Source organism: Desulfovibrio sp. Huiquan2017, from assembly GCF_017351175.1.
Taxonomy (GTDB): domain Bacteria; phylum Desulfobacterota; class Desulfovibrionia; order Desulfovibrionales; family Desulfovibrionaceae; genus Pseudodesulfovibrio.
The window spans coordinates 69004-87167 of sequence record NZ_JAFMPN010000010.1 but is presented as its reverse complement, the minus strand read 5'-3'; the positions used below and the strand labels follow the sequence as shown (position 1 = coordinate 87167).

At 63.2% G+C, this 18164-nt stretch carries 15 protein-coding genes; 10 read left to right on the top strand and 5 right to left on the bottom strand.

Annotated elements, in window-relative coordinates; translation table 11 throughout:
* Positions 1 to 52: 52 nt before the first annotated feature.
* A complete protein-coding gene (locus tag J0909_RS09950; protein ID WP_207262496.1) occupies positions 53 to 1816 on the top strand; it encodes a chloride channel protein in 1764 nt (587 codons plus the stop codon).
* Positions 1817 to 1921: 105 nt separating this feature from the next.
* Positions 1922 to 2443, top strand: coding sequence for a hypothetical protein (locus J0909_RS09945; protein WP_207262495.1), 522 nt, complete (start codon positions 1922 to 1924; stop codon positions 2441 to 2443).
* A gap of 350 nt (positions 2444 to 2793) precedes the next feature.
* Here J0909_RS09945 and J0909_RS09940 read toward each other — a convergent pair whose 3' ends face one another.
* The 5 genes from J0909_RS09940 to gcvH form a co-directional block, all read right to left on the bottom strand.
* On the bottom strand, positions 2794 to 3237 hold the full coding sequence (locus J0909_RS09940) for a NanQ anomerase/TabA/YiaL family protein (protein WP_207262494.1): 444 nt from the start codon (positions 3235 to 3237) through the stop codon (positions 2794 to 2796).
* Positions 3234 to 4598: a dihydrolipoyl dehydrogenase family protein gene (locus J0909_RS09935; RefSeq protein WP_207262493.1), complete on the bottom strand. Its 1365-nt coding sequence runs from the start codon at positions 4596 to 4598 to the stop codon at positions 3234 to 3236. The genes J0909_RS09940 and J0909_RS09935 overlap by 4 nt, the downstream gene beginning before the upstream one ends.
* Entirely contained in the window at positions 4588 to 6030 is a 1443-nt protein-coding gene (gene gcvPB / locus J0909_RS09930; RefSeq protein ID WP_207262492.1) for an aminomethyl-transferring glycine dehydrogenase subunit GcvPB, read from the bottom strand. The genes J0909_RS09935 and gcvPB overlap by 11 nt, the downstream gene beginning before the upstream one ends.
* Positions 6027 to 7361, bottom strand: coding sequence for an aminomethyl-transferring glycine dehydrogenase subunit GcvPA (gene gcvPA, locus J0909_RS09925; RefSeq protein WP_207262490.1), 1335 nt, complete (start codon positions 7359 to 7361; stop codon positions 6027 to 6029). Before gcvPA ends, gcvPB begins: the two co-directional genes overlap by 4 nt.
* A 75-nt stretch (positions 7362 to 7436) precedes the next feature.
* Positions 7437 to 7817 (bottom strand): glycine cleavage system protein GcvH, encoded by a 381-nt coding sequence (gene gcvH, locus J0909_RS09920; protein ID WP_207262488.1) that lies wholly within the window; start codon positions 7815 to 7817, stop codon positions 7437 to 7439.
* 313 nt (positions 7818 to 8130) lie between these two features.
* Here gcvH and J0909_RS09915 point away from each other — a divergent pair, with 313 nt between their 5' ends.
* The 8 genes from J0909_RS09915 (at position 8131) to J0909_RS09880 (ending at position 18107) form a co-directional block, all read left to right on the top strand.
* The gene (locus tag J0909_RS09915; RefSeq protein ID WP_207262486.1) at positions 8131 to 8829 is read left to right on the top strand and encodes a class I SAM-dependent methyltransferase; all 699 of its coding nucleotides are present in this window, start codon (positions 8131 to 8133) and stop codon (positions 8827 to 8829) included.
* Between the two features lie 11 nt (positions 8830 to 8840).
* Positions 8841 to 9260, top strand: a complete 420-nt coding sequence (gene nikR / locus J0909_RS09910) for a nickel-responsive transcriptional regulator NikR (protein ID WP_207262484.1) — start codon at positions 8841 to 8843, stop codon at positions 9258 to 9260.
* A 159-nt stretch (positions 9261 to 9419) separates the two neighbouring features.
* The gene (gene folE2, locus J0909_RS09905) at positions 9420 to 10190 is read left to right on the top strand and encodes a GTP cyclohydrolase FolE2 (RefSeq protein ID WP_207262482.1); all 771 of its coding nucleotides are present in this window, start codon (positions 9420 to 9422) and stop codon (positions 10188 to 10190) included.
* Positions 10191 to 10194: 4 nt separating this feature from the next.
* Positions 10195 to 11235 (top strand): queuosine salvage family protein, encoded by a 1041-nt coding sequence (locus J0909_RS09900; protein ID WP_207262480.1) that lies wholly within the window; start codon positions 10195 to 10197, stop codon positions 11233 to 11235.
* Between the two features lie 82 nt (positions 11236 to 11317).
* A complete protein-coding gene (locus J0909_RS09895; RefSeq protein ID WP_207262478.1) occupies positions 11318 to 11644 on the top strand; it encodes a flagellar basal body rod protein FlgC in 327 nt (108 codons plus the stop codon).
* Between the two features lie 164 nt (positions 11645 to 11808).
* Positions 11809 to 13203, top strand: coding sequence for an NAD(P)/FAD-dependent oxidoreductase (locus J0909_RS09890; protein WP_207262477.1), 1395 nt, complete (start codon positions 11809 to 11811; stop codon positions 13201 to 13203).
* Between the two features lie 442 nt (positions 13204 to 13645).
* Entirely contained in the window at positions 13646 to 14662 is a 1017-nt protein-coding gene (locus J0909_RS09885; RefSeq protein WP_207262476.1) for a sigma-54 interaction domain-containing protein, read from the top strand.
* A 256-nt stretch (positions 14663 to 14918) separates the two neighbouring features.
* Positions 14919 to 18107, top strand: coding sequence for a tetratricopeptide repeat protein (locus J0909_RS09880; RefSeq protein WP_286181936.1), 3189 nt, complete (start codon positions 14919 to 14921; stop codon positions 18105 to 18107).
* Positions 18108 to 18164: the final 57 nt, after the last annotated feature.

Genomic DNA, 18164 nt, shown 5'->3' with positions numbered 1-18164 from the left:
GCCCGGTCCTGCGTTGTCAACACCGCACCCCGCGGAGCGATCTGGAGATTCAATGGCCGACCGAAGTGAACCGCTCTTTCTCAAGCTCAGACGACCCAACATCCGATTCCTGTTTCTGGCCATCATCATCGGTGGATTGGCCGGTTATGGGGCGGTCCTGTTCAAGTTGATCCTCAAGTACATGCAGTGGGTCTTCTACCGGAACACCGGCGACTGGCTGACCTTCGCCGATGCCGTGCCGCTGTGGATGAAGATCGCCATGCCCGTCCTGGGCGGGCTGGTGGTCGGACTGGTGGTCAGCTTTTTTGCGTCCGAGGCCAAGGGACACGGCGTGCCCGAGGTCATGCAGGCCATCGCGCTTCGGGGCGGGCGCATCCGCAAACGGGTGGCCGCCGCCAAGATTTTCGCCTCGGCCGTGACTATCGGCTCGGGCGGTTCCGTGGGCCGCGAAGGGCCCATGGTCCAGATCGGCGCGTCCATCGGTTCTTCCGTGGGCCAGATATTCAAGATTCCCCGGGTGCATATGAAGACCATGGTCGGTTGCGGGGCCGCGGCGGGCATCGCCGCCACCTTCAACGCGCCCATAGCGGGAGTGCTCTTCGCGCTCGAAATCATCATCGGCGACTTCGGGGTCATGCAGTTTTCGCCCGTGGTCCTGTCCTCTGTCATGGCCACAGCCATTTCCCGCTACTATTTCGGCGACTTCCCGCATTTCGACATCCCGGCCTATTCCATCGTCTCCCTGTGGGAATACCTTTTCTATCCGGTGCTCGGCGTGATCACGGGGCTGGTGGCCCTGGCCTTCACCAATTCCCTGTACTGGCTGGAGGACCGTTTCGACGCATTGCCCGTCCCGGAGTGGAGCAAACCCGCCATGGGCGGCGCGGTGCTGGGCGGTATCTTCGCGGTCTGGCCGCAGGTCTTCGGCGTCGGGTACGGCGCCATGAACGCGGCCTTGGTCAACCAGACCCCGTTTTTGCTCATGTTCGTGCTCGTTTTCGTCAAGATAGCGGCCTCCAGCGTGACTCTCGGCTCGGGCGGTTCGGGTGGTATCTTCGCGCCGAGCCTGTTTATGGGCTGCATGGTCGGCGGAGCCTTCGGCCATGTGGTCCACTGGCTGCTGCCCGCCTATACGGCCACGCCCGGAGCCTATGCCCTGGTGGCCATGGGCGGCCTGGTGGCGGGCACCACCTATGCGCCCATTACCGCCATTCTGATCATTTTCGAAATGACCTCGGACTACTCCATCATCCTCCCGCTCATGCTGACCTGCATCACGGCCACGGTCATGAACTCGACCATCCAGCGGGCCTCCATATACACCACCAAGCTCCTGCGGCGCGGTATCGACATCGAGGCGGGCCGGGAGCGGCACCTGCTCTCCCACATGCTGGTCAAGGAGGTCATGGTGCGCGATTTCGTGACCATTCCTCAGACCATGAGCCTGACGAGCATCATCTGGACCTTCAAGACCCAGAACGCGCCCTATCTGCATGTGGTGGACGAGGAGGACCGGCTGACCGGGATCATCTCCTTCCGGGACCTGCGGGCCGTGCTCAACGAGGACGGGTTGGGCGACCTGCTTATCGCCCACGACCTGGCCACGCGCAACCCGGTGACCGTGACCACGGACGATACCTTGCAGGATGCTCTGGATCTGATCACGGACCGGGGCGTGTCCCAATTGCCGGTGCTCTCGACCGGCCGGGAGCCGAGGCTGGTGGGCACCCTGACCGAGCTGGCCATCGACGCGGCCTACAATTCGGCCACAGTCAAGGCGGAGATTGCCGAGGACCAGGGACGCAAGGCGTCCTAAGCCCTGGCCGGGGCGTCATTGCCGTTGAGGCCCGCCGTCCTTTGTGCTAGCTTCCGGGCACCGGTCGGCCAGGCCGGGCAATCGCATTTCGAGGAACTGACCGCAATGAACGACATCCGTATTTCCGTGACCCTGTCCCTGGACGAGAAATATCCCGAGGACGGCTACATCGACTTCAACCTGTCCGTGGACGGACAATACCTGCACGAGGTCGGCGTGTACGTCGATCCCGTGGACCTGGTCACCTCGGCGACCATGTCCGGCGAGTTCTTCATCTATACCTGCGACTGCGGCAATCCGGCCTGCCAGGGCATCGATGACGGGGTCATGGTTGCCCACACTCCGGATACGGTCGTCTGGCGGCTGACGAATCCCATCTCCTGGCCACCGGACGAGCCTCGGCCCGACTGGGAACACGAGGCCGAGTTCATCTTCCCCAAGGACCTCTACCTCCAGCAGGTGTCCATCGCCCTGGACCACGCCAAACGCATCGCCCGGGGTTTCCGGCTGTCCGGCAACCTGTGGGTCGGCCCGGACCTGTCCAAGGAGGGGCTGCTGGCCCTGGAGGTGCCGCACCAGGAAGGGGGCTTCTTCGCCCTGGAGCCCGAGGGGCGCGCCCTGCATTAACCTCTCGGCCGGTCCGGGGCGGCCACATGGCCCCGGGATATGACTGGGCATCCGTTTTCACGCCCTGGCCGTCGTTGGCGGCTGCGAACCTTGCACCGCGCCCACGGCGGAATGACGAAAAAGCCCGGCGGACCATTGCGGTCCACCGGGTTTTTCCATGCGACGGATCGGCCGCAATTTTCGCGTTCCCCATTCGGATACCCCGAACCCAGGCGTTCACATCCCGCGAAGCGGCACAAAAAGTTTAGGAAAGGATGGGGATGGGGGCCTGGGGGAAGGGGAAGGAAAAGCCCTTTTCAAAGGGTTTTCCTTCCCCTTCCCCCAGCCGCCGGAGGCAAAAAGGTCCGCGCCTAGACGCGGACTTTCATGATGATCTTGTGGATCTCGCTGTCCGAGATCATGGGCATGTGCGCGTCTTCGGGGAAGTAGGCGGCGATCATGCCGGGCGCAACGTCGGCCCAGTGGGTGGGTCGGTCCGCGTAGAAGGTTACGTCGGAACGCGGGTCGGACGCCTCCACGGCCGGTCCGAGGTCGCGCCGCGCCTTCCAGCCGATGGAGTCCGTGCCGGAGATGACGTAGGCCAGGTCGATGTAGTGGTCATGGGTCTCGATGAGCGCGTCCTCGGGATTGCGGCCCGGTCCCTTGGCCACCACCGCGTACAGGCCGTCCTCAAGGTCGATTCGGCCGACGGGAAGGTCGGCCAGATCCGGCCTGCGCAGGAAGGCGAAGGCGGCGGGGAAGCGGGGATTGAGGGCCGTATAGCGATCGGCGTTGTCGAGAACATCCAGGATCATTGCACTTTTCTCCTTTCGGCCGTGAGGGCCATGAGCAGGGACTCGTCCAGGGACGGGTGCGGGAAGATGATGGAGCGGACATCGTCGGCCGTCCAGCCTTGGCTCACAATCATGGCCGCCGGGGTGACCAGGCGGGAGACGTCGTGCCCCACGGCGGTGACGCCGACCACCTGGCCTCCGGACCAGACCACCTTGACGAACCCCTGGGTGGCTGCGTGGGCCTGGGCCATGGGATTGGCGGCGAGCTGGGCCACGGAGGTCTCGGTGGTGTCGTAGTCGGTCAGGAAGGCCTCGTTTTCCATCATGCCCACGCGCATGGCTTCGGGCGCGCCGTAGAGTACGCTCGGTACCGGGGGGCAGACGTAGGGACCGTCGGTTTTCCCGGCCGCGTGCAGAGCCACGTAATGGGCCTGGTGCGAGGCCGCGTGGGCCAGTTGGATGTGTCCGTTGGCGTCGCCGATGGCGTAGATGTCCGGAGCGGCCATGAGGTAGTCGTCCACCTTGATCTGGTTGAGGAACAGCTCGATGCCCGCCGCCTCCAGGCCGATGGACTGGGTTACGGGACCGCGCCCCACGGCCACCAGGGCCTTGTCCGCGAACAGCTTGTCGCCGGACTGGAAGGTCAGTTCGGCGCGGCCGTCCCTGGTCAGGACCCCGGCCACGCGCTCTTCCAGGCGGATGTCCCATTTCCAACGCTTGAACACGCCCGCCAAGGCCCGGGATACTTCGGGGTCCTCCAGCGGGGCCACGCGGTCCATTGCGTCCACTACGGTGATCTTGCAGCCGAAGCGGTGGGCTACCTGGGCCATTTCCAGGCCGATGAAGCCCGCGCCGACCACGATCATGGATTCGGGCATGGTTTCCATGGACAAGAACATGTCGGAGTCGAGCACGCATTGCCCGTCCGGTTCCAGGCCGGGGAAGAAGATGGGCCGGGATCCGGTGGCGACCACGAGCTTTTTGTAGTCGAGGATTCGTTCGCCGTCGGCCGCGGCCACCGTCACCTGGTGGTCGCCGGACAGTCGGCCCGTTCCTTCGACGAGTTCCACGCCGAGCTTCTTGAGTTGTAGGCCCATGGCCTTGCGGGTGCCCGCCAGGTGCTTCTGCACCCGGTTCTGCAACCCGGCGAAGTCCACAGTCACCTCGCCCGAGGCGACCTTCATGCGGGCCTGGTTGTGCAGCTCCTCGATGGCCGAGGTCGCCCCCAGCCAGAGTTTGGTCGGGATGCACCCCCGGTTCAGACAGGTGCCGCCCAGGAAGTCCTTTTCCACCAGGGCTACGGACAAGCCGAGTCCGGCCGCTTCCACGGCCGCGTCGAATCCGCCGGGGCCTGCTCCTATCACCACGAGATCAAAGGTCATCCGTCAACTCCATGGCGCGGGCGGCCTTGGTTTCGTCCAGTCTGGTTACGGGCAGGGTGACCGGCGCCGAGGTCAGGATTTCGGGGTGGGTGTCCACCAGTCCGGCCAATTCGATGAGGTCGTCGCAGAATTGATCCAGGGTTTCCTTGTTCTCGGTCTCGGTGGGCTCGATCATGATCGCCTCGGGCACGATGAGCGGGAAGTAGACCGTGGGCGCGTGGTATCCCTTGTCGAGCAGCCCCTTGGCAAAGTCGAGCGCATGCACGCCCTTCTTGGCCTGTTCCGAAGCCGAGGCCACGAATTCATGCATGCAGATGCGATTGTAGGGGACCTCGAAGTGGTCGCACAACCGCTTGCGCATGTAGTTGGCGGCCAGGACCGCGTTTTCGGTGGCTCGGGTCAACCCCTTGCCGCCCAGGCGCAGGATGTAGGCGTAGGCCTTCAGGTACACACCGAAGTTGCCGTAGAACGGGGCCACGTAGCCGATGGACTTGGGCTGGTCGTAATCCAGGAAGTAGCGGCCGTCCTCGCGCTTGGCCACGCGGGAGATGGGCAGGAAAGGCGCGACTTTTTCGCTGACGCCCACCGGGCCGGAGCCCGGGCCGCCGCCGCCGTGCGGGGTGGCGAAGGTTTTGTGCAGATTGAGGTGGACGATGTCGAAGCCCACGTCGCCCACGCGCATCTTGCCCATGATGGCGTTCAAGTTGGCCCCGTCATAGTAAAGCAGGGCGTCCACCTTGCGCAGCATCCTGACAATCTCGGGCAGGTTCTTCTCGAACAGGCCGAGCGTGTTGGGGCAGGTCATCATCATGCCCGCCACCTCGTCGTCCAGAACCTCGGCCAGGGCGGCCGGGTCCACGATGCCGTCCTTCGACTCCACGGAAACCACGTCGAAGCCCGCGATGGCGGCCGACGCCGGGTTGGTGCCGTGGGCCGAATCGGGCACGATGACCTTGGTTTTCTTGTTGCCGCGATCCTTGTGGTAGGCGGCCATGAGCATGGTCCCGGTCAACTCGCCGTGCGCCCCGGCCATGGGGTGCAGGGTGAAGGCGGCCATGCCGGTGATCTCCGAGAGCAGGGCCTCGGTCTCATACATGACCTCAAGCGCGCCCTGGCACAGCCCGCCCGCGCCGCGAAGCTGGGGCAGGACCGGGTGCAGCCGGGTGAAGCCGGGCATGGCCGCGACCACCTCGGTGAATTTGGGGTTGTACTTCATGGTGCACGACCCGAGCGGGTAGAAGTTCCCGTCCACGCCGTAGTTGCGCTGGGAGAGCCGGGTGAAGTGGCGGACCACGTCGAGCTCGGAGGCAGAAGGCAGTCCGACTTCGCCGTCGCGCAGCAGTTCCTTGGGAATGTAGGCCTCTTCGGCTATGCCTTCGCAGGGCCAGCAGCCCTCGCGTCCGGCTACGGATTTTTGGAATATGGTTTTCATTTCAGCGCACCTCGCAGCATCTCGGCGAATATGCCGATCTGTTCTTCACTGGTCTTTTCCGTGCAGGCCACCAACAGGCCGTTTTCCAGCCCCTCGAAATACCGTCCCAGCGGGAAGCCCGGCACATAGCCGCGCTCGGTCAGCTTGGCGATGACCTCGAAGGCGTTGACGGGCAGGGTTACGGCGAATTCGTTGCCGAAGGCCCCCTTGGTGAGCAGGGACACACCGGGAACGGCGGTCAGCTTTTCCGCGCAGATGTGGGCGCGTTCGACCGATACCCGCGCCGCGCGCTTGAGGCCGAGCTCGCCCAGGGCGCACAGGTGGACCAGCGCGCGCAAGGCGCACAGGGACTGGTTGGAGCAGATGTTGGACGTGGCCTTTTGGCGGCGGATGTGCTGCTCGCGGGCCTGAAGGGTGAGCACGTAGCCCGTGCGGCCCTCGGTGTCCGTGGTCCGGCCCACGATGCGGCCGGGCATCTGGCGGACCATGGGCTTGGTGCAGGTCATGATTCCCAGGTACGGCCCGCCGAAGGAGAGCGGCAGCCCCAGGGACTGCCCTTCGGCTACGGCGACGTCCGCGCCCATGGCCCCGGGCGTCTTGAGCAGGGCCTGGAGCACCGGGTAGGCGGACACGACGGACACGGCCTTGACCGCTTTTGCGGCGGCGAACAGTTCAGTGAAATCGTTGATGGAGCCGAAGAAGTTCGGGTTCTGCACCAGTACGGCGGCGATGGAGTCGTCGAGCGCCGCCTTGAGCCCTTCGATGTCGGTCATGCCGTCCTTGTGGGGCACGGTGACGAACTCGACATCCAGGTTGGAGGTGTAGGAACCGAGCATGACCCGATAGATGGGGTTGAGGGCCTCGGAGACCACGATCTTGCGCCGTTTGGTCTTGCGCACGGCCATCATCAGCGCCTCGTACAGGGCGGTGCCGCCGTCGTAGACCGAGGCGTTGGCGCACTCCATGCCCAGCAGCCGGGTCACGGCGGTCTGGTACTCGAAGATGGCCTGCAGGGTGCCTTGAGACGCCTCGGGCTGGTAGGGGGTGTAGGCGGTGTAGAACTCGCCGCGCATGGTCAGGGCGTCCACGGCGGCCGGGATATAGTGGTCGTAGAAACCCGCGCCCAGAAAGCTGACGCTGTTGATGGCGTTCTTGGCGGCCAGGCCCTCCAGCTTGGAGAGGACCTCCATCTCGCTCAGCCCCTCGGGGAGGTCGAAACTCTTGGGGCGCATGTCCGGGGTGATCTCGGCAAAGAGATCCTCCACGGAATCCACGCCGATGGTGGCGAGCATCTCGCGCACTTCGTCTTCGGTATGCGGTACAAACGGCATGATGAAACCTGCTCGGTTAATAGGAGAAAAAAGAAAAGGGCCGAGACCTGCGCCCCGGCCCCGTCGGCGTCAAAGCTAGTGGGCCTCGGATTCGACCACAGCGGCGTATCCCTCGGCGTCCAGCAACCCCTCGGGGTCGCCCTTGATCCGGAACTTGAGCATCCAGCCCGCGCCATAGGGTTCTTCGTTGACCTTTTCCGGCGCGTCTTCGAGCTCGGCGTTGACCTCGATGACCTCGCCGCTGACCGGGGCGTAGATTTCGCTGGCGGCCTTGACGGATTCGACGGAACCCATCTCCGCGCCCGCCTCGAAGGTGTCGCCCACCTCGGGCAGCTCCACGAAGGTCAGGTCACCCAGCTGCTCCTGGGCGAACTGGGTGATGCCCACGGTGGCGATGTCGCCCTCGACCATGACCCACTCGTGGGTTTTTGCATACAACAGATCTTCGGGAATCATATCTCTCTCCTTAGCTTGGAAAAGGGGGTTTTCAAGTTTGTGATCGCTTGTCTTTACCATGGGATGATACTGTTGAAAACAGTAAAAATAATGACACTTTCATGGTTTGATCACTTAATCACCGACGGACGTTCCTTTTCGCCAAAAAGCTGACGAACCCGGTTTGTCGCGGTTCAAAATAGCCCCATGTTTTCGGGTGATTGAGCAAGAGCTCGTATCTTGTAACGTCATACTTATTTTATATGAGCGGCATAAAAGGTATTACGATGGCGGTTGACCATGTTACGAAGCAGGGGTATCCTCGTCGCTGCGTATGAGTGATGCCTCGTTCATATCCCCCCTTGTGGGCCGCTTCGGCGAGCCCGACCCCGGCTCCCGCGTGGAGGTGGCGGTGGGCGGCCGCGTTTGGCTGCTCGACCGCGCCGCCGACATGGAGGCGCTCTGGGACGCCATGGACGAGGGCGATCTGGACGAGGACGAGCGGCTGCCTTACTGGGCCGAGGTTTGGCCCGCCAGCGTATTGTTGGGACGGCACATCCTGCGCAACGCGGACCGTTTGAGTGGCCGGACTTGCCTGGACATCGGCTGCGGGCTCGGTCTGACCGGCATAATTGCGGCCTCCGTCGGCGCGCGGGTGGCGGCCTTCGACTACGAGTGGCCCGCCGTGCGCTTCGCCAGGCGCAACGCGGCGCTCAACAACGTGCCCCAGCCCCTCTGGCTGCTCATGGATTGGCGGCATCCCGCCGTCAGGCCCGGCGCTTTCGATTTTATCTGGGGCGGAGACGTGCTTTATGAAAAGCGGTTCTTCGATCCGCTGATCCGGCTCTTCCGTCACGCGCTCGCGCCGGGCGGACGCATCTGGATCGGCGAGCCCGTGCGCACCGTGTCCCGGCCCGTCTGGGAGCGGCTTGAGGCCGAGGGGTTCGCAACCGAGAAATTGACCGTGGAGAAGGTCGCCCTGTGCGGCCAGGACGCCACGGTAAACTTGTGGGAAATCACCATTCCCCGATAATGGAGGACACTATGGGCAAGACCATTCGATTCGGCGTGTCTCTTGACTCCGACCTACTTGAAAAATTCGATCAGCATTGCGAGGAGCGCAGCTATCAGACCCGCTCCGAAGCTATCCGTGACCTCATCCGCAACACCCTGGTCCAGCGCGAATGGGAACAGGCCGAAGGCGACCTGGCCGGGACCCTGACCCTGGTCTACGATCACCACAAGTCCGGGTTGTCCCAGAAATTGACCGAGATTCAGCATGAGGCGCACCACGTCATCCAGTCTTCGCTGCACGTCCACCTGGACCACTTCAACTGCCTGGAGGTCATCATCCTCAAGGGCGATGCCGAGGTCATCAAGGAACTCGGCCAGAAACTCATTTCCACCAAGGGCGTCAAACACGGCAACCTCGCCTTGACAACCACGGGGAAAGACTTGATTTAGGAGGGCCTTCGGCGACCGGGGAAGGAACGCCGCCCTCTTGAAGACGGGCTTTGCTTCCCGCTTTTTCCGGTCCCCCGGCCCCGTTTTCTCCCGTTTGGCGGGAGGGAGGAGGGGAGGGAGCGCGTGACGCGGCGCGAAGGGGAAAGGAAGGGAGAGAATATGGAAGACGTACAGCAGAGCCAAGCCCCCATCGCCATGCCCATCGACCGGGTGGGCGTCAAAGGGCTGCGATTGCCGATCATCGTCCGCGACCGCGAGTCCGGGGTCCAGCACACCGTGGCGCAGGTGTCCATGTCCGTGGACCTGCCCGCCCGATTCAAGGGCACGCACATGAGCCGCTTCGTGGAGGCGCTTGAAAACTGGGAAGGGACACTGGACTACAACTCCTTCCGTTCCCTGCTCGACGACATAGTGGAGCGTCTTCAGGCGCGCAGCGCCCATCTACGCTTCGTGTTCCCCTATTTCCTGCGCCGCAAGTCGCCGGTTTCCCGGGCCAACGGCATGATGGACTACACCTGCCGGGTTGACGGCAATTTAAAGGACGGCAAACTGACCTTTACCTTGGGCGCGGACGTGCCGGTCATGACCGTCTGCCCTTGTTCCAAGGCTATCTCCGACGAAGGCGCCCATTCCCAGCGGACCGAGGTCCGCATCCTGACACGCTTCGACGGCTTTCTCTGGCTGGAGGACCTCATCGAGATCGGTGAGCGCGCCGGGTCCTGCCCTGTCTATTCTTTGCTCAAGCGCGAGGACGAAAAATACGTCACCGAGACCGCCTTCGCCAACCCGACCTTTGTCGAGGATGTGGTCCGCGAGGCCGCCAAGGGGCTGGACGAACACCCGCAGGTCCACTGGTATAAAGTGGAAGTGGAGTCCTTCGAATCCATCCACCACCACTCGGCGTTTGCGGTCATCGAGAGCGACGGATAGGGCCATGGACAACCTGGACCGCGAACTTGAGAGGGCGGCAGGCACGGGAGTGCCCCCCACGGTGGAGAACGTGCGTCGTTCCTGCGACGAGGCAGCCGCGCTCCCGGACAGTCCGGTCCGGATCGACGAGCAACGCCTCCGGGCGTTCACCAGGTCTTTGGACATCCGGGCTGTCAAGCGGTCGAGTCACCTTATGGCGGTGCCCATCGCCTTTGGAAGCGTGCGCGCGGCGACCAATTTTCATCTCAACCTCCACCTGTTCAATTTCGGGCACGGATATCGTCACCCTCTGCACTCTCTCTGCGGGCAGGGAGCATGGCGGACCATGAAGCGGGGGATTGAAGCACTGCACGCGTCCTGCGGCGAGCGGGGGATTGATGCCGCGACTTTGGCGGCCCTCACTCCGTCGGCTGTGGATGCCTTGTTCGGCTTCCCTTCCGGCGGGGCGGCGGGTGAACTCGATCCGCTCCGGGACATGATCCTGCGGGTGGCTCACGCCACGGGAAACCGCCTCATCGAGCTGGGATTTCCGTCCTTCGCCGACATGATCGCCGACCGCGCGGCGCGTGGCCGGTTGTCCGCCGCCGGGCTGGTCGAGCTTCTGGCCGGGCAATTCCCGGCTTTCGACGACCGTCGTTCCCTGGGCAGCGGCAGAGAGGTCCTGTTCCTCAAGAAGGCCCAGATAGCGGTGGCCGAGCTGTACCAGAAGCTCGGCGGAGAACTGGCGGATCATGTGGATTTTAGCGACGTCACGACCTTCACCGTGGCCTGCGACAATGTCCTGCCCTGTGTGCTCAAGACTCTGGGTATCCTCCGGCTCGACCCCGGCCTTGAACGGGACATTGCGGAAGGGCGTCCGCTTCCGGCAGGCCGGGAAGAGGCGCTGTTGCGGGCTGCGGCCCTGAGCGCCGCCGAGGCCGTGGTCCGGCTGTCCACCGGCGCGTTCTGGGCCAAGGAGCTGGGGGATTACCTTTGGACCATGGGCAAGGATTCCGGCTTCAGGCAGGCGGAGCGCCACGCCGCGCGGGATACCTGTTTCTACTGAGACCACCCGTTTGCATCCCGGGCGCGTAACGGGTATACTGGTTTCCGGTAGCTTCCCCAACCCCGAGAGGGGGTGATCACCCATGTCCGACGCCAACATTTCGGCCCTGACCGCACTGTCCACGGTGCAGGAGGTCACGGCCAACAACATCGCCAACGTGAACACCGACGGCTTCAAGTCTTCGTCGGTGGCGCTTGAGTCCGGCCCGGGGGACCAGGGCGTCGAGGTGGCGGCTATCAATCAGTCCACCACGCCCGGTTCCATGGTCAACGGCGTGGAGACCTCCAACACCGATATCGGCCGCGAGATGGTCGATATGACCATCACTAGCCGCGCCTTCGAGGCCAACACCACCTTCATCCGCGCGGCGGAGGAGATGACCGGCCACCTGCTGAACATGATCGCCTGACGCCGCGTAAGCGGCCGTTCGGCGTGCCGCCGTTTCGCAGGGTTCCCCGCCTTGACATCCCCTCGATTCATGTCTTACGGTCTACTATGGCCCGTCTGTGCGCGTCCCCTTTTTGCGGGGGAGCTGCCGGTACGGGCCATACTTGCGACAGACGAGGAGAACTCATGACCAAGACCGTGAATACCGATTACGACGTCATTATTGTGGGCGCGGGCCCGGCCGGGCTGTTCGCCGCTTATTATTTGAGCGAGCATTCCGATCTGAGCGTGCTGCTCATCGACAAGGGCAAGCGCTCCCTCAAGCGCAACTGTCCCATTTCCGGGGACCAGGGGTGCGTCAAGTGCCGCCCGTGCAACATCCTGTGCGGCGTGGGCGGGGCCGGGCTGTTCTCCGACGGCAAGCTCAACTACATCCATAAACTCGGCAAGACTGACCTGACCCAGTTCGTGGGCACCTCGGAAGCCCTTCGACTCATTGATGAAACCGAGGCGATATTTAATAAATTCAATATGGATGGAAAGGTCTTCCCGACCGATATGGAGACGGCCAAGCAGATTCGTAAAGAGGCCCGCAAGCACGGCATCGACCTGCTGGTCATCAAGCAGAAGCATCTGGGCAGCGACAATCTGCCCGGGCATATCGCGGGCATGGCCGATCACATTCGCGACAAGGGTGTGGTTTTCCATACCTCCGAGACCGTCACCGACGTGGTCGTGAACAAGGGCAAGGTTGCGGGCGTGATCACCGACCGGCACGAGTACACCGCCCGGAACGTCATCCTCGCCCCCGGCCGGGTGGGCGCGGAATGGGTCGCCCAAGAGGTGCGCAAGCACGGCATCCAAGTGTCGCAGCGGGGCATCGAAGTGGGCGTGCGCGTGGAAGTGCACAACGAGATCATGCAGGACCTCTGCTCGGTCATCTACGACCCGACCTTCTTCGTGCGCACGAACAAGTACGACGATCAGACCCGGACCTTCTGCACCAATTACGGCGGCTACGTGGCCCTCGAAAACTACCAGGACTTCGTCTGCGTCAACGGCCATGCGCTTATGCACAAGAAGTCCGACAACACCAATTTCGCCTTCCTGTCCAGGGTGGTGCTCAACGATCCGGTGGAGGACAACCAAGCCTACGGCGAGTCTATCGGCCGCCTGGCCACCCTCATCGGCGGGGGCAAGCCCATTCTCCAGCGGTTCGGCGACCTGCGTCGGGGCCGTCGGTCCACCTGGGACCGCATCGGCAGCGGCTACATCGAGCCGACCCTGCGCAACGTGGTTCCCGGCGACATCGCCATGGCCCTGCCCGAGCGTATCCTGACCAACCTCATGGACGGCCTCGAACAGCTCAACAATGTTGTCCCGGGCGTGTCCAATGACGAGACCCTGCTCTACGCGCCGGAAATCAAGTTCTTCGCCACCCAGGTCGATACCCGGGAGCATCTCGAAACCAGCGTGGACGGCCTCTTCGTGGCCGGTGACGGACCCGGCGTGGCCGGGAACATCGTCGGTGCCGCCGCCACCGCCCTCATCCCGGCCAAGGAAATCATCCGCCGCTTGTGATTGGGAAACGAGGATAGTCGAAAAGGGCGCCGCTGATGCGGCGCCCTTTTTTTTGCCTCCTTCCCCCAGCCCCCATCCTCCTTACTGTTTTTGGTGCCGCTTCGCGAAGAGGCTTATTTTTTTACGGGGAGTTATGTGATCGGAAGGAAGCACGGAGCGTGCGAACGCGTGGCTTCCGCGAAGCGGCGACAAGAAGTTCTGGAGATTCTCAAGAACCTCTTTCAAGAGGGTCTTGAGCGGGGTCCGGGGCAGCGCCCCGGCCGCCGGAGGCTTCCCTTTCCAGCTCACGGGCAGGGGGGTGATTTTCCAGAATTTCTTCTTGTGAAGGGGTTATAGTCGTTGACATGCTGTCAGTAAATTGACAGAGAAGATGTATAGTAATGATATGGCTGCGGGGCAATGGGTCCCGCTGGTAGCGTATCCATGTGCATTGGGAGGAAAAATGTCGCTCAATCTTGACGGCATCATCGGAAACAGTCCGGTCTTGGCCAAGGTGTTCAAGGTGCTGGGCAAGGTTGCGCCCACGGACAGCACGGTGTTGGTCACGGGCGAGTCCGGGACTGGCAAGGAGTTGCTGGTCCGGGCGCTGCACCGCAACAGCGAGCGCCACGAGATGCCGTTCGTGCCCATCAACTGCGGGGCGATCCCGCGCGAATTGCTTGAATCCGAGTTGTTCGGGCATGAGAAGGGCGCATTCACCCACGCCATCCGCTCCCGGCCCGGTCGGTTCGAACTGGCCGACGGCGGCACTATTTTTCTGGACGAAATCGGGGAGATGGACCTTTCGCTCCAGGTGAAGATCCTGCGCGCCTTGCAGGAGAAGGAGATCGAGCGGGTGGGCGGCACCTCCATCAAGAAGGTGGACGTGCGGGTAGTGGCGGCCACCAACCGGGACCTGGAGGGTGAGGTGGCTTCGGGCCGCTTCCGCGAGGACCTGTTCTATCGCCTCAACGTCATTCCCATGACCCTGCCGCCCCTGCGCGAGCGCGGCATGGACATTCTGCTGCTGGCCGAACATTTCCTGACCCGTCACTGCGGCGACAAGGCGCGCAAGCCGTTGACTCTGTCCGAGAAGGCGCGCGAGATGCTCCTGACCTATTCCTGGCCCGGCAATGTGCGCGAGCTGGAGAATTTCATGGAGCGGCTGGCCATCCTGTGTGACGGCTGTGAAGTGGAACCCGAGGATTTGCCGGAGAAGATTTTCACGGACATCGGGGAGAAGCCGCTTCGGCGGGAGGAGAAGGTCGTGCCCATGCGCCCGGTCGGGTTCGCCTGGCCGTCGCTCAAGGACATGCGCGACAAGGATTTGAAGCTCAAGGAATTTTTGGAGGCCATCGAGGGCCGCCTGTTGGCCGAGGCCCTGGAGCAGGCCGAAGGGGTCAAGAACAAGGCCGCCGAACTGGTCGGCATCAAGCGGACCACCCTCATCGAGAAGCTGAAAAAAAGGGATTTGTTGTAACTTGCGGAGTAGGGCAAGAGCTGCCCGTTTTACGGGTAGCACGACAATTGCATAACTGCTTGCCGTGACTGTGAAATATGTCAAAAGCATAGCCTGGCCCCTGGCGGCCGCCCTTGTCTTGGGACTGGTCTTGGTTGACCCCGCCCAAGCCCTGAGGGTGGACTTTTCTTCTCAGGGTGACTCAGACAAAATTGTTTTCGCTTTTGATTCCAGCATATTACCCCAATCAACGGTGGCCAGGACGGGCAAAACGTCCATGAAGATCCTGCTGCCCATGGGCATTTGGGGCCGGGAATCCCGGCCTGAATCCCGAAGCTTTCCTGGCAAGCTGGTCAAGGCTATGGCCGTCACGGACAACGGGGTAGAGATCACCACCTCGACCGACGCTTTCGGCTACATCCGTGTGCCCGAGCAGGGCAAACCGGAATTTGTTCTCCAGGTCTACAACGATCCCATCGGCGCACGCTGGCGGTCGCCCGCCGCGCCTCCGGCCCGGTCCGCTCAGGCTCCCCGGACCGCACCAGCCGCGACGCAGACCCCACCATCCCGGGCCGCTACGCCCGTGGCCAAAGCCGCCGCGCCCGAGCCCAAAGCTCCCACGGCCGCCGACGTGGCCCGCAACCTGTCCGCGGTCCGTCCAGACCAGCCCGCCCCGGTGCAGTCCGAGACGGATCTGCCTCCCGAGACTCCGCCCGCCGGACGCAAACCGTTTTTCGCCGTGCCTTATTCCGTGCGCGACGAGGTCCAAGCCCCCGGCGACCGGACTGCTACCTCTGCCGCGGAAACTCCGGCACCAGCCGCCCCCGGCGGTGCCGTGACCGGCGATTATCCGCCTGCCAGCGAGTTGCGTTTCAAGGCGGTGAACAAGTCAGCCGAGGACGTGAAGTTCGCGGAGTTGGCCGGTGACGCGGGGGGCGCTTCCCCGGTGGTTGCGCCAGCCGAACCCGGGTCGCGTCCCGAGACTGGCTCTCCTGCTGAGCCGGTCGTGCGTCAGACCGTGGCCCCGCCGCCGCAACCTGTTCGGGCCGAGCCGCAACCGGTTGCGGAAGTTCCGGCCCCGGCGCAGGACTCTCCCGGCAACGAAGTGCTCGGCAGCGTGAGCCCGCCCCCGTCGGCCGAGCCGGGCGAGACGCGCAAAACCGAGGCCCCGACTCCGGCCGAAATATCGGGCCAGGGGCAGGTGGGTGGTGCGGTGTCGCCGCCTCCGCCGCCGATGGCCGACGCGGGACAGGCCGGTGGTGCGGTCTCGCCGCCTCCGGCCACGCCCGAAGCGACGCCCGCTCCGGTCCCCACGGCAACGCAACCCGTCCCGCCTGCGGAGCCGCCCGTTCCGGCCGTGGAGCAACCCGCCCAACCGGCCCCGAAACAGCCCGCACAAACGGCCGATGCCGAGTCGTCCGCGCCCGCCGACGTGCAGCCGGGCGCCGAAGGAGCGCCCGCGAAGGAGTTGTCGCCCGCCGAAAAGGAAAAGGCCCGCATCCAGGCCCTCCGCGACAGTCTCTACGAGGCGCAGTCCCTGATGTTCAACGGTGCGTTGGAAGAGGCGCTGCCGTTGTACGAGGACATCCTCAAGCAGCCTAAGTTGCCGGAGGACATACGCGAGGAAACCCTGTATGCCGTGGCCGACATCAAGAAGCAGCTCGATTCCAAAGATCTGGCGAACAAGTTCGACGAAGTGGCCCAGGCTTACATCCAGGCCATGAACGCCAACCTGCGTTCCAGCCGTGTGCCGCGAGCCCTGCTCAACCTCGGCCTGCTTAACCTCCAGGTGGGCAACTTCCCCGAGGCCCGGGCCTATTTCAAGATTTTGCAGGACAAGTACCCGGACGACGACAATATTCCGTCCATCAGCTATTATTGGGGCGAATACTGGTACCGCAAGGGCGACTACAAGAAGGCCGCCGATCAGTTCCAATATCTCATCCAGACCTACCCCGAGCACCAGTTGGCCAAGCAGGCCGCCTACTATCTGGCGGATTCCCTGAACCGCCTGGGCTACCTGGACCAAGCCTACCAGATCGTGGACTACATCGACAAACGCTGGCCCGATTACTACATGGAGAACATGGACTTTCTGCGGTTGGCGGGTGGCGTGGAGATGCAGCTCAAGAAGTGGGACCAGGCCAAGAACCACTATTTCACCTACTACAACCTGAATCCCGAAGCGGACGGCGCGGACGTGGTCCTGGCCCGCATCGGGGATATCTATCTGCGCAAGAACGAGAAGGACGCGGCCAAGCAGGTCTATGAAAAGGCGGCCAAGGACTATCCGGACAAGGAGGGTGGGCTCATCGCCAAGATGCGTCTGGCCGAGGAGGGCATTTACGACGATCCGGCCATGAACGAGATGGTCGATGTCTTCAACCGCCCGTACAACCTCAACCCCAAGCGGGTTTATACCGAGATCGTTTCGCAGCATCCGGATAGCCCGCTGGCGCCCATCGCCCAGCTCAAGCTGGCCATGTGGTACGCCTTCAACAAAAAATATCCCGAAGCGCTGACCGCAGCCCAGGACCTCATCGAGAAGTACCCTGACAGCCCTCTGGTGGAAAAAGCCCGGACCCTGGGCGACTCGGTCTTTGTCCGTGCCGTGCCCGGCATGCTGGCCGAACAGCGTTACGGTCGCATCATCCGCTACTGGGAGACCTACGATTTCATCGGCAAGAAGGACTCCAAGGTTGACGACGCCACCAAGCTCGCCATCGCCACCAGCTACTGGAAGATCGGCCAGCCGGACAAGGCCTTGGAGATGCTTAAGCCGTACCTGGTCGAGAAACAGATTCCCGGCGTCTCGGACCAAGCCCTGGGGCTGGCCGTGAACATCTATCTCGATCAACTCGCCTGGCAGGACATTTCGGACTTGGTTTCCATGGCTTCCAAGCATTGGAAGCTCAAGCCCGAGCAGGAGCGTCAGCTTCAATACGCCCGGGCCATGGCCTTGCAGAATCTGGGCGACGACAAGCGGGCCGTGACCCTGTGGGCCGACCTGGCCAAGGACACCACCGTGGACCCGGCCTTCCGCGCCTACGCCATGTACTACATGGCCAAGGACGCCATGGAGCGTCAGGACCTGCGCCGTGTCTTCGTCTATTCGCAGGAGGCTCTGTCCCTGTTGTTGCAGACCAATGGCGATCCCGAGAAGATCAAGGACGCCGTGCTCATGTCCATCTACGCCACCGAGCGGTCCGGCCGCTACGAGGAGGCGCTCAAATGGGCCAAGGAGTACGACAAGTATATCTCGGTGGACAATCCGGAATGGGCCTCCACCCGGTTCAAGCTCGCCCGTATCTACCGCAAGGCCGGGGCCATGGATGAATGGAAGCAGCTTTTGCAGGACATCATCGACAAGAAGCCTGACTCCCTTCAGGCCCAACTCGCCAAGTCCGCCCTGGAGACCTACGACCTCGAACAGAAGGCCAGTCAGTACGCCCCCAATCCCGGGTAGGGTTTCGGCCCTTTCCTGTATGGTCCGTTTCCTCCGCTTTTTTTCCGTCTTGCGGGT